This window comes from Saccharopolyspora cebuensis, from assembly GCF_039542665.1.
Lineage (GTDB): Bacteria > Actinomycetota > Actinomycetes > Mycobacteriales > Pseudonocardiaceae > Saccharopolyspora > Saccharopolyspora cebuensis.
Genome location: NZ_BAABII010000003.1, coordinates 613,315 through 625,019, shown reverse-complemented (window position 1 = coordinate 625,019; position 11,705 = coordinate 613,315). Strand labels below are relative to the sequence as shown.

At 73.6% G+C, this 11,705-nt stretch carries 11 protein-coding genes; 10 read left to right on the top strand and 1 reads right to left on the bottom strand.

Going from position 1 to position 11,705, the window contains the following annotated elements; translation table 11 throughout:
- The first annotated feature begins 81 nt into the window (after positions 1–81).
- A complete protein-coding gene (locus ABD976_RS05575) occupies positions 82–711 on the top strand; it encodes a TetR/AcrR family transcriptional regulator (RefSeq protein WP_345358135.1) in 630 nt (209 codons plus the stop codon).
- A gap of 12 nt (positions 712–723) precedes the next feature.
- Here ABD976_RS05575 and ABD976_RS05570 read toward each other — a convergent pair whose 3' ends face one another.
- The gene (locus ABD976_RS05570; RefSeq protein WP_345358133.1) at positions 724–1,458 is read right to left on the bottom strand and encodes a FadR/GntR family transcriptional regulator; all 735 of its coding nucleotides are present in this window, start codon (positions 1,456–1,458) and stop codon (positions 724–726) included.
- Between the two features lie 167 nt (positions 1,459–1,625).
- On the opposite strand from ABD976_RS05570, the gene ABD976_RS05565 reads away from it, so the two are divergent.
- The 9 genes from ABD976_RS05565 (at position 1,626) to ABD976_RS05525 (ending at position 11,701) form a co-directional block, all read left to right on the top strand.
- Positions 1,626–3,107 carry an MFS transporter gene (locus ABD976_RS05565; protein WP_345358130.1) on the top strand — a complete coding sequence of 494 codons (1,482 nt, stop codon included), beginning with the start codon at positions 1,626–1,628 and terminating at the stop codon, positions 3,105–3,107.
- Between the two features lie 27 nt (positions 3,108–3,134).
- Positions 3,135–4,064, top strand: coding sequence for a dihydrodipicolinate synthase family protein (locus ABD976_RS05560; protein WP_345358127.1), 930 nt, complete (start codon positions 3,135–3,137; stop codon positions 4,062–4,064).
- Complete coding sequence (locus ABD976_RS05555; protein WP_345358124.1) at positions 4,061–4,972, top strand: ROK family protein; 912 nt, start codon at positions 4,061–4,063, stop codon at positions 4,970–4,972. Before ABD976_RS05560 ends, ABD976_RS05555 begins: the two co-directional genes overlap by 4 nt.
- Positions 4,969–5,682, top strand: a complete 714-nt coding sequence (locus ABD976_RS05550; protein ID WP_345358121.1) for an N-acetylmannosamine-6-phosphate 2-epimerase — start codon at positions 4,969–4,971, stop codon at positions 5,680–5,682. Before ABD976_RS05555 ends, ABD976_RS05550 begins: the two co-directional genes overlap by 4 nt.
- Positions 5,683–5,735: 53 nt before the next feature.
- The gene (locus ABD976_RS05545; protein ID WP_345358118.1) at positions 5,736–6,872 is read left to right on the top strand and encodes a sialidase family protein; all 1,137 of its coding nucleotides are present in this window, start codon (positions 5,736–5,738) and stop codon (positions 6,870–6,872) included.
- A 466-nt stretch (positions 6,873–7,338) separates the two neighbouring features.
- Positions 7,339–8,127 carry a C40 family peptidase gene (locus ABD976_RS05540; RefSeq protein WP_345358115.1) on the top strand — a complete coding sequence of 263 codons (789 nt, stop codon included), beginning with the start codon at positions 7,339–7,341 and terminating at the stop codon, positions 8,125–8,127.
- A gap of 249 nt (positions 8,128–8,376) precedes the next feature.
- Entirely contained in the window at positions 8,377–9,117 is a 741-nt protein-coding gene (locus tag ABD976_RS05535) for a response regulator (protein WP_345358112.1), read from the top strand.
- Positions 9,114–10,241 (top strand): sensor histidine kinase, encoded by a 1,128-nt coding sequence (locus ABD976_RS05530; protein ID WP_345358110.1) that lies wholly within the window; start codon positions 9,114–9,116, stop codon positions 10,239–10,241. The genes ABD976_RS05535 and ABD976_RS05530 overlap by 4 nt, the downstream gene beginning before the upstream one ends.
- A 98-nt stretch (positions 10,242–10,339) precedes the next feature.
- Positions 10,340–11,701: a PLL family lectin gene (locus tag ABD976_RS05525; protein WP_486374961.1), complete on the top strand. Its 1,362-nt coding sequence runs from the start codon at positions 10,340–10,342 to the stop codon at positions 11,699–11,701.
- The last annotated feature ends 4 nt before the right edge of the window (positions 11,702–11,705 follow it).

Sequence of the window (11,705 nt, the reverse complement as noted above, 5' to 3'; positions counted from 1 at the left end):
TAAAACCCGAGGATAGCGATCCCGCCCGATTCCCGGCGAACCGGGCGACGGCGACGCCACGACCTGCGAGAGGATGTACCGGTGAGCGACGAGACCGCGAGGACGACGCGCGAGGCGCTGCTGCGCACCGCCGAACGCCTCTACGCCGAGCAGGGCATCACCACCGTGTCCAACCGGACCGTGGCGGCCGAGGCGGGCACCGCGAACAACTCCGCGGTCGGCTACCACTTCGGCGGCAAGACCGACCTGGTGCTCGCCATCGTGCGCCACCGCAACGAGCAGACCGAGCCGCACCGGGTGCGGATGCTGGAGCGCACCGCAGGCTCGACCGACCCGCAGGACCACATCGACTCGCTCAACCTGCCGATCGTCGCGCTGCTCGACGAACTGGGCGCCCCCACCTGGTACGCGCGGTTCACGCTGCAGGTCATGGTCGACCCGCCGTGGCGCGACCTGGTCGCCGAGGAGCTGTCCCGGTCCCCGCACATCCTGGAGGCGTCCCGGCGGCTGATGGAGACCACCCGGCACCTCGACCCGTCCCTGGTCCGCAAGCGCGCCCAGCTCGCCGGCCTCACCGTCGCCCATGTCTGCGCCGACCACGAGGCCGACATCCACGTCCGCGACCGCACCCCCGCCTGGGACGGCGTCGGCACCTTCCTCTCCGACGCCCTGACCGGCCTCATCCTCGCCCCCGTCCGCCGCCGGGCGTGACGGGGCGCCGCGTCACGGTGCGGCGGAGCAGGCGGCGTCGAGGCGGCGTTTGATCTCGGCGAAGTGGTCGGTCATCGCCGAGCGCGCCGCGGTGCCGTCGCCGGAGCGCAGCGCCGCGACGATCGCCCGGTGCCTGCGGAGGGTCTGCGCGGTCTCGCTGCCCTTCGGCGCGTCCAGGGCGGCCCCGCCCGCGTGGTAGGCGTCCCAGAAGACGTCGATGAGCTGGCCGACCAGCGGGTTGTCCACCTCGGCGTAGAGGCGGCGGTGGAACGCGCGGTCGGTCTCGGGGTCCAGCGGCGAGCGGGCCATCGTGTCGCAGAGCTCGTCGAGGGCGTCCAACGTGGACTCCGGCACGGTCCCCGCCAACCGCTCGACGACGCCGGTCTCGATGAGTTCGCGGATCTCGACCAGGTTGCGCAGCTCGTCGAGCACGCCCGAGGTGGTGGTGACGGTGCGGAAGACCAGCGACGGGGAGAGCACGTGCAGCGACGGCTCGCCGACGACCGTGCCGTACCCGTGCCGGACCTCGATGATGCCCAGGGTGCGCAGTGACCGGAGGGCCTCGCGGACGCTGTTGCGGGACACCGCGAGCACGTCGATCAGCTCCACCTCCGTGGGCATCGGATCGCCCGAGCGCAGCCCGCGTTCGCGGATGAGGTCGAGGATCCGCCGCGACAGCGGCCCCAGCGTCGAGGAGTAGGGCGTCGAAGGGTAGGGCTCCGAAGCACCGGTTTCCGCCGCCCGCACGTGTTCCCGCCTCTCTTCCGCCCGGCGACTCCGACCACGGCGGTCGTGCCCCTGCGGTCTTTACAGCGATCCGATCCTACTTTATGTTCATCCGCCAATGGACGTTGGACGTCCAACGTCTTGGACACGCGACTCGGGCAGCGCAGCCCGGAGCGGAGGTGCGGCCCATGAGATCGGCGTCGGCGCGGCCGGAGGCGGGCGGGAGACCACCGGGCCCCTGGTACCGCCAGATCAGCAGGCAGCAGTGGAAGGCGTTCGTCGCCGCGTGGGTCGGCTACCTGCTCGACGGCTTCGACTTCATCCTCATCACCCTCGTGCTCACCGAGATCAGCGCCGAGTTCGGGCTGACCACCGTGCAGGCCGCGACGCTGGTCTCGGCGGCGTTCATCTCGCGGTGGGCCGGCGGGCTGGCCCTCGGGGGCTTCGGCGACCGCTACGGGCGCCGGTCGGCGATGGTGCTCAGCATCGTCCTGTTCTCCGTCGGCACGCTGGCCTGCGGCCTGGCCCCGTCCTACGGCGTGCTGTTCGTGGCGCGGCTGCTGATCGGCCTCGGCATGGCCGGCGAGTACACCGCCAGCTCCACCTACGTCATCGAGAGCTGGCCGCGCCACCTGCGCAACAAGGCCAGCGGCTTCCTGATCTCCGGGTACTCGATCGGCACCGTGGTGGCGGCCATGACCTACAGCGTCGTGGTCCCCGCGTTCGGCTGGCGCGCGCTGTTCCTGCTGGGCATCCTGCCGATCGCCGTCGCGCTGTGGCTGCGGCGCGCGCTGCCCGAATCCGACGACTGGGAGCAGGCGAACCGAGCCGGGGCCGACGACGCCGCGCCCTCGGTGCTCGGCACCCTGTTCACCGGCAAGCGCGCGCCGCTGAACTTCACCACCGCGGCGATCACCTTCCTCGCGCTGGTGCTCATCTTCACCCCGATCGTCGACCGGACCTGGCTGATCGCGGCGCTGGCGCTGGTGTGCGCTGCGGTGTTCACCTCCTACGTCGTCCAGTTCGCCGGACCGCGCTGGCCGACCGGGATCATGGTGATGCTGATCGTGTTCGCCGCGTTCCTGTACTCCTGGCCCATCCAGTCGCTGCTGCCGACCTACCTCAAGATCGACCTGGGCTACGACCCCGCCGAGGTCGCCAACGTGCTGTTCTTCTCCGGCTTCGGCGCCGCCGTGGGCTGCTGGGTCGCCGGGTTCACCGGTGACTGGCTGGGCACCCGCCGCGCGTACTGGATCAGCCTGCTGATCTCCCAGGTCGTCGTGCTGCCGGTGTTCGCGGTGGGCGGCGACAGCCTGCTGCTGCTCGGGGTGCTGCTGTTCGTGCAGCAGGTCTTCGGCCAGGGCATCTCGGGGCTGCTGCCGAAGTGGATCGGCGGGTACTTCGACGTGCACCAGCGCGCCGCGGCCCTGGGCTTCAGCTACAACGTCGGCGCCCTCGGCGGCGCGGTGGCGCCCGCGCTCGGGGCCACGCTCGGCGCCTCGATGAGCCTGGGCACCTCGCTGGCGGTCCTGTCGTTCGGGCTGACCTTCGTCGTCCTGCTGCTCATCGGCATCGACGCCCCGACCCGGTTGCAGCGCCTGCTGCGCCCGGACGCGGTGCGCTCCGCCGACGCCCTCGACGGGGCCGCGCTGTCCCGCGCCAAGACCTGACCCGACCGAGAAAGACGAGGAAGCACCATGCACTCCCGACCGATCCGCGGCGTCGTCCCGCCGGTGTGCACGCCGTTGACCCCGGACCTGGAGGTCGACCACCGGTCCCTGGAACGGCTCGTGGCGCACCTGCTCGACGGCGGCGTCGACGGGCTGTTCGTGCTCGGCTCCACCAGCGAGACCGCGTACCTGCCGGACCGGCACCGCGCGGAAGTGCTCCGCACGACCACCGCCGCGGTCGCCGGTCAGGTGCCGGTGCTGGCCGGGGCGATCGACATGACCACGCTGCGGGTGCTCGACCACGTGCGCGCCGCCGAGGAGGCGGGGTGCGACGGGATCGTGGCCACCGCGCCGTTCTACACCCGGACGCACCCCGCGGAGGTCGAGCACCACTTCCGCCTGCTGGCCGAGCGCACCGAGCTGCCGCTGTACGCCTACGACCTGCCGGTGTCGGTCCACACCAAGCTCGACGCCGACCTGCTGGTCCGGCTGGCCGGGGACGGCGTGCTCGCCGGGGTCAAGGACTCCAGCGGGGACGACGCGGGGATGCGGCGGCTGCTGCTGGCCCTGCGCCACCGCGGCATCACCTCGTGCAGCGTGCTCACCGGTTCGGAGCTGACCGTGGACAGCGCGCTGCGCACCGGCGCGCACGGCGTCGTCCCCGGACTGGCCAACGTGGACCCGGACGGCTACGCGCGCCTGTTCCGGCACTGCGCGGACGGGCGGTGGGACGCGGCCGGCACCGAGCAGGAGCGGCTGTTCGACCTGTTCGGCCTGGTGGAGGCGGGCGACCCCGCGCGGATCGGGGCGAGTTCGGCCGCGCTCGGCGCCTTCAAGGCGGCCCTGCACCTGCGCGGGGTGATCGACTGCCCGGTCACCGCTCCCCCGCAGCTCCCGCTCACCGCCGACGAGGTGCTGCTGGTGAAGGAACGGCTGATCTCGGCGGGGCTGCTGTGACCGCGATCGGGGTGGACATCGGCGGCACCAAGATCGCCGCCGGGCTGGTGGTGGACGGCGCGATCGTCCGGCGCACCCGGCGGGCGACACCGCGGCTGGGCAGCGCGGCGATCTTCGACGCCGTGGCCGGGGCCGTCGCCGAGCTGCGCGCGGACGGCCCGCCCGTCACGGCACTGGGCATCGGGGCACCCGGCATCGTCGACCCGGTCACCGGGACGGTCCGCTCGGCCACCGACACCGTCCCCGGGTGGCACGGCGCCGAGGTCCGCGCCGAGCTGGCGCGCCGGACCGGGCTGCCGGTGGCGGTGGACAACGACGTGCGCGCGATGGCGCTGGCCGAATGCCGGCTCGGCGCCGCCCGCGGGCACGACCTCGTGCTGCACGTCTCGGTGGGCACCGGGGTGGGCGGCGCGTTCAGCCGCGGCGGCGTTCCGGTGCGCGGCGAGCGCGCGACCGCGGGCGAGATCGCGCACCTGCTGGTGCCGACGCGCGGGGCCAAGCCCTGCGGGTGCGGACGCGACGACCACCTCGAAGCGGTCGCCTCCGGTCCCGCCATCGCCGCCGCCTACACCGCGCTCGCCGGGGGCGAGCCGGTCGAGCTGCCCGAGGTGGAGCGGCGGATGCGGGCGGGCGACGACCGGGCCCGGCAGGCCGTCACCGCGGCCGGAGCGCTCCTGGGGCGGGTGCTCTCCGGCCTCGTCACCGCCCTGGACCTGGACGCCGTCGTCGTGGGCGGCGGCGCCGCCCGGCTCGGCGCGGCGCTGCTGGACCCGGTGGCCCGCGCCCTGGACGCCGAGACCCGCCCGCCGCAGCGCCGCACCCCGGTCCTGCCCGCGCTGCTCCAGCGCGACGGTCCGGTCCTCGGCGCGGCCCTGCTCACCACCGCGATCGAAGGGGAACACCGATGAAGCTCAGCGCCCTGCTCAGCGCCATCACCGGTCGGCTGATCGTCTCGTGCCAGGCCTCGGAGGGCCACGCGCTCCGGCACACCGGCACCCTCGCCCGGGTCGCGCGGGCCGCCGCGGACGGGCGCGCCGCCGCCATCCGGTGCGGCGGGGTCGGCGGGGTGGCGGACGTGACCGCCGTGGCCGAGGCCGTGGACGTGCCGGTGATCGGGTTGACCAAGTCCGGCCGCGAAGGGGTGTTCATCACGCCGACCGTCGAGGCCGCCCGGTCCGTGGCCGCCACGCCCGCCGCCGTCGTCGCGCTCGACGGCACCGCACGCCCCCGCCCGGACGGCTCCGCCCTGCGGGACGGGATCGCGGCGGTGCACGAGCTCGGCAAGCTCGCGATGGCCGACGTGTCCACGGCGGCCGAAGGGATCGCCGCCGCCGACGCCGGGGCCGACCTCGTCGCCACGACCCTGTCCGGGTACACCCCGAATTCCCGGCGGACCGAAGGCCCGGACCTCGCGCTGGTCGGCGAGCTCGCCGCCGCGCTCCCCGAGGTCCCGATCGTGGCCGAAGGCCGGTACCACGCGCCGGAGCAGGCGGCCGAGGCGATCCGCGCCGGGGCCGCCTCCGTCGTCGTCGGCACCGCCATCACCGACCCCACCTGGATCACCCGCTCCTTCGCGGAAGCGGTCACCACCGCCGGTGGTGAGCACGTGGGGCGCTGAACACCTGCCCGGTCCCGCCACCCGGGCGGGACCACCGGAGAAGGAGGAGCGTCATGGCCCGAAGACCACGCCGCACGCCGATCGTCCTGCTGGCGCTGAGCGCGCTGGTGCTGACCCCGACCACCGCCCAGGCCGCGCCCCGGGCGGTCGACCTCGCCGTCAGCGACTCCTCGACGACCTACCGGATCCCGGCCATCACGACGACCTCCGGCGGGACCGTCGTCGTCGCCTACGACCAGCGCAACGACGGTGCGGGTGACCTGCCCGGCAACATCGACACGGTGGTGCGCCGCAGCACCGACAGCGGCGCCACCTGGAGCGAGCCGCGGACCGTCGTCGACTACCCGGCGCCGCAGGGCTGCGGCGACCCGAGCCTGCTCGCCGACCGCGTGGCCGACCGGCTCCTGCTGTTCTGCACGTTCAGCCACGGCGAGGTGGGCTTCGGCAGCTCCGAACCCGGCAGCGCCGACGACAGCGATCCGCGCACGCTGCACGTGCGGGTCAGCACCAGCGAGGACGACGGCCGGACCTGGAGCGACCCGGTCGACATCACCTCGCAGATCAAGGACGTGGCCTGGGCCGGGGTGTTCGCCTCCTCCGGGCACGGCGTGCAGACCGCCGACGGCCGGCTGCTCCAGCCCATCGTCGTCCGCGACGCCCAGGGCAGGCACCGCAGCGGCAACATCATCAGCGACGACCACGGCCGCACCTGGCGCACCGGCGAACTGCTGTCCCCGGGCACCGACGAGACCAAGGTGACCGAGCTCTCCGACGGCCGCGTCGTGCACAACAGCAGGGCCGTCGGCGGCGGCACCCGGATGCGCTCGGTTTCGCAGGACGGCGGTGCGACCTTCGGCGAGGCGACGCCGATCCCCGCCCTGCCCGATCCGGGCGTCAACGCCGACGAGATCCGGGTCGACCCCTCGCCGGGTGGTGCGCGCAGCGACTGGCTGCTGTTCAGCAACCCCGCCGACCCCGCCGAACGGCGCACCCTGACGTTGCGGCTGAGCTGCGACAACGGCGAGACCTGGAGCGACGGCGAGGTGCTCCACGACGGGCCCGCCGGGTACTCGGCGCTGACGATGCTGCCCGACGGCCGGGTCGGCGTCTTCGCCGAGAACGGGACGAGCGGCAGCTTCGACGAGCTGACCTTCCGCTCCGTCCCCCTGGAGCTCGCCGGGCGCTGCTGACGGACCGCGCGGCGGCCCTGCCCACGAGCACCGGCGGGGCCGCCCCGCGCCGGGCTGTGCGCGAGGTCACCGCGGGACCCGCTCGTCCGCTCCGGCGCGGGCGGGTCCGATCCCGGGCGGCTCCCGCGGGGCCGGGTGCCGCGCCCGTCCGCCGACGCCGCCGCGCACTGCTGACCAGCGGGAACCCGATTCCCCATGGGCATCGAGCCGATCTTCGGGTCGTTCCGCTTCCCGGAAGGGCGGGGGGAGGCAGCAGCCAGATCCCAACACGCAGCGTGTTGATCTCGGGGTTGATCTCGGCAACATGTCGACCTGATCAGGTGGTTGCTTGATGCAGCGATTACCCACCGCTACCTTTGTCCATGTCACGGTTCGGTCACGGCCGGGCCTCCGGACCCCATCGGAGGCACCTCCGCATCCCCCGGCGGAGCACGTGCCCGGACGCCCCCCGAGACGAAAGTGGCTCATGACTGACTTCAACGAGGAGCGCACCTCCGCGCTGCGGACCTCCCCGACCCGCAACCGCAAGCCCGTGCGCAAGGCCGTCACGGTCCTCGCCGCCGCCGGTGCGTTCGCCGCGGTCGGCCAGCCCCTGACCGCCGGTGCCGCCGAGGCGCAGACCCCCGAGACCGGCACGCACGCGGCCGGCGCCGCGGCCGGCGTGTCCTTCGGCTCCTGGCTGTGGGACCTGTTCGGCGGCCAGGACGAGAAGAAGCCCGAGGCGCCGGCCCAGGCCGCCGCCCCCGCCCCGGCCGAGGCCCAGCAGGCCCCGGACCCGGCCGAGCAGGCCGCCGCGGCCAAGCAGGCCCAGCGCGAGCGCATCCTGCAGGTCGCGCGTGCCGAGATCGGCACCAAGGAGACCGGCGACAACTGCTCCAAGTACTCCGAGCAGTGCGTCGTCTGGTGCTCGCTGTTCGCGATGGAGATGTGGCAGCAGGCGGGCGTGGACGTCGACAACGAGGAGTTCGCGTTCACCGGCAACGTCTACAAGACCGGCGAGCAGAAGGGCACCGCCTACGGCAGCGACCAGCTCGCCCAGGCCCAGCCCGGCGACGTGCTGCTGTTCGGCACCAGCCCGAACTCCGCCAGCAGCAGCACCCACATCGCCATCGTCGAGAAGGTCAACGGTGACGGCACCGTGACCACCATCGAGGGCAACACCAACGGCGAAGGCAGCAACGACGGCGACGGGGTCTACCGCAAGCAGCGCGACCTCTCCGCCGACACCTTCTACGGCGGCGTGAGCCCCTGGTGATCCCCGCCACCCGCTGAGCGCGGCGACGCGCGACGAGAGCCCCCACCGGACCACCGGTGGGGGCTCCGTCGTGTTCGAGGCGACCTGCGCGGATGCCACCACCGTGACGAAACGGCTGCTACCCGGTCGGCTGCCCGTTACCCGGCAGGAGGAAGATCGGCCCCGTATGGCGAATCGTCGCTGCGCTGCGTCACCACTCCGCGACGAGCGGTGCGCGGCGAGATCGAAGAGCGGGAACAGGTCCAGAACATGACGATGACGCAGCCGGGCCGGTCGGCGGACGGCAGTTCGCGCGCCGAGCGGATCCTCGTCGTGGAGGACGATCACTCGGTGGCCCAGGTGATCTCCGACTACCTGCACCGCGCGGGGTACGGCGCGGTGGTGGTCTCCGACGGTGCCGTCGGGCTGGAGCTGGCCCGGCAGACCAGCCCCGACCTGGTCATCCTCGACGTGGTGCTGCCCGGGTTGAACGGCATCCAGGTCCTCCGGCAGCTCCGCGCGAGCAGCCGGACCCCGGTCATCATGCTGACCTCCAAGAGCGGTGAGGACGACCGGCTGCGCGGCTTGGAGGTCGGCGCCGACGACTACGTGACCAAGCCGTTCAGCCCGCGCGAGCTGGTCATGCGGGTGCAGGCGGTGCTGCGCCGGACCACCGCGATGCCGCCCACCCCCGTCGACGAGGTCCGGCGGGTCGGCGACCTGGTGGTGGACCAGGCCGCGCGGGTGGTCACCAAGGCCGGGCGCGCGCTGACCATGACGAACAAGGAGTTCGACCTCCTGGTCTTCCTGCTGGACCACCCCGGCCGGGTGGTCCGGCGCGACGAGCTGCTGCGCGAGGTGTGGTCCTACGACTTCGGCGACGCCTCCACGGTGACCGTCCACGTGCGCCGGTTGCGGTCGAAGATCGAGGACGACCCGTCGCGGCCGGCGATGCTGGTGACCGTGTGGGGCGTGGGGTACCGGTTCGACCCGCCGGGGGACCCGCGGTGAACCCCGCGCTGGTCGCGCTCATCGCGGTGTGCGAATCGGCCGGCGTGGGGCTGATCGGCGCGGTCGTGCTGCGCGCCCTCCGGCGGTACTCGGTGGACGTGTCGCTGGTCGCCGTCGTGGTGATCACCGTGTGCGCGCTGAACGCCAGCACGATCACCCTCGTGCTGGTCGGACCGTCGGTCCAGCTCCCGGTGTCGACGATCCTGGCGGTGAACTCCGCGGCCGGGCTGGTCTCCATCGGGATCGGCCTGCTGCTCGGCCGCTCGGTGGTGCGCGGCAGCAGGCAGCTCGCCGACGCCACCCGCGCCTTCGCCCGGAACCAGCGGTTCCGGCTGGCCGAGGACCCGCCGACCGCCGAGCTCGCCGAGCTCGCCGAGGAACTGCGCCGCACCAGCGACAAGCTCGCGGAGTCGCGGGCCCGGGAGCAGGCCATCGAGGCGTCCCGGCGGCAGCTCGTCGCCTGGATCTCGCACGACCTGCGCAGCCCGCTGGCCCGTCTGCGGGCGATGACCGAGTCCCTGGAGGACGGCGTCGCCGAGGACCTCCCGCACTACTGCCGCAAGATCCGCGGCGACGCCGACCGGCTGACCGGCATGGTCGACGACCTCTTCGAGCTCTCCCAGCTCCAGTCCGGCACGCTGCGCCTGACGCTGCGCGAGGTGGCCCTCGACGACCTGGTCAGCGACGCGGTGGCGGACTTCGACGACCTCGCGGGCAAGCGCGGCATCGAGCTCCGGCCGAACCGCGTCGAGCCGGTCACCGCCGCCGTGGACGACCGGATGATGACCCGGGTGCTCACCAACCTGCTGTCGAACGCGCTCCAGTACAGCCCGACGGGCACGGCGGTGACGCTCGACGTGCGGGCCGAACGCGGCTGGGCGGTGATCGCGATCTCCGACCGGTGCGGCGGGATTCCCCGGGAGAACCTCGGCTCGGTGTTCGACGTGGGCTGGCGGGGTGCGCCCCGCACGCCCGGCGCGGAGCGGGGCGGCGGGCTCGGGTTGTCCATCGCGCAGGGCGTGGTGCGGGCCCACCGGGGCCACGTGTCGGTGCGCAACGTGCCCGGCGGGTGCTGCTTCGAGGTGCGGCTGCCGCTGGCCGGAGTGGGCGGGAGGTCCGAGTAGCGTCCGGGCCCGGGAGGACGCGATGTCCAGGACCGCGCCCCGCGCGGCGGTGGTAGTTTCACGTTCAATGATCTTGTGACGCAAGGTGGAGGTTGCGAGTGCCTCTGTACTCGGTCAACGATCAGTCCGGCGGTTCCTCCGGTGGGTCCCGCCCTCCCCACGCCCAGCGATCCCCCGAACCCGACGACTTCCCGACGGCCCCGATCCCCAAGGTCCGCTCCCGCAGCGTCGAACGCCGGAGCTTGCTGGTCGTCTGCCTGGTCGGTGCGCTGCTGATCACCGCACCGATCGCGCTGGTCGGCTTCTTCCGCGGCACCGACGCGGCCGCGCCCGGGTCCGCGTCCCCGCCCGCGGCCGAATCGGCGCCCACGCCCTCCGTCCCGGGCGGCGGGGTGATGAACGGCTACTCCGAGCAGCACGCGGCCGCCGCGATGCCGGACAACGCGTGGCGGATCACCCACGTGGCCAGGAGCGAGCTGGGCACCGTGGTCCGGACCCACCAGAGCGATCCCGCCGCGGACGCCGGCGCCGGGTGGACCGACCTCGGCGGCAGCGTCGCGGGCGATCCGGTGGTGCTCACCGACGTGCAGGGCAGGATGGCGGCGTTCGCGGTCGGCACCGACGGCGGCCTGAGCTACAACCCGCAGGTCGACCCGGGCGCCGAGCGGCCCGGCGAGTGGCGGGGCCTCGGCGGGCAGGACCTGGTCGGCACGCCGGCCGCGGCGCAGGACTCGCTGGGCAGGCTGTTCGTGTTCGCCCGCTCGGCAGGCGGAACCCTGTGGGAGACCCACGAAGCGCAGGCGGGCACCGGTCGGTGGACCGGGCTGCGGGCGATGTCCACTCCGCCGGTCGAGGACGACCCGGCGGTGCAGATCAACGCGCAGCACGAGCTGAAGCTCTTCGCCCTGGGCGCGGGCGGTGTCGTGTGGACCCACTCGCAGGTCCGCCCCGGCGGGGACGAGTGGACCCCGGCGCGCGGCATCACCGGCACCGTGGCCAGCACCCCGGCCGTGGCGCTGGACCACCAGAACCGGTTGCAGCTCTTCGCGGTGGACCCGGCGGGGGACGTCCTGCAGAGCAGCGAACTCGGCCCCGGCGCCAACCGGTGGACCGACTGGCGGAGCTGGGAGAACTGGCGCAGCGGCCCGCAGGTGTTCGCCGAGCGGCCCGAGGTGGTCATGGACGCCAAGGGCTCGCTGGTGGTCTTCGCGCGGGACACCGAGGGCACCGTCCACGAGAGCTTCCAGTCCGGCCCGGGGCGCACCGGGTGGAAGGAGTGGCAGGACCGCGGCGGCGACCTCGTCGACCTGACCGCCGCGGTGAAGGACTTCGAGGGCAGGCTCTGCGTGTACGGCATCGGTGCGGACGGCTCGCTGACCCGCACCCGGCAGAGCGGCCCGGCGGAAGGGCCGTGGCACGAGTGGTCGACGAACCTCCAGGGGAACCTGTCCCCGAGCTGAGCGC

Bases quoted from the DNA above. Each gene is read 5' to 3' on its own strand.
- ABD976_RS05565 (WP_345358130.1), top strand. From the start codon at position 1,626: ATGAGATCGGCGTCGGCGCGGCCGGAGGCGGGCGGGAGACCACCGGGC.
- ABD976_RS05535 (WP_345358112.1), top strand. From the start codon at position 8,377: ATGACGATGACGCAGCCGGGCCGGTCGGCGGACGGCAGTTCGCGCGCC.
- ABD976_RS05545 (WP_345358118.1), top strand. From the start codon at position 5,736: ATGGCCCGAAGACCACGCCGCACGCCGATCGTCCTGCTGGCGCTGAGC.
- ABD976_RS05550 (WP_345358121.1), top strand. From the start codon at position 4,969: ATGAAGCTCAGCGCCCTGCTCAGCGCCATCACCGGTCGGCTGATCGTC.
- ABD976_RS05540 (WP_345358115.1), top strand. From the start codon at position 7,339: ATGACTGACTTCAACGAGGAGCGCACCTCCGCGCTGCGGACCTCCCCG.
- ABD976_RS05560 (WP_345358127.1), top strand. From the start codon at position 3,135: ATGCACTCCCGACCGATCCGCGGCGTCGTCCCGCCGGTGTGCACGCCG.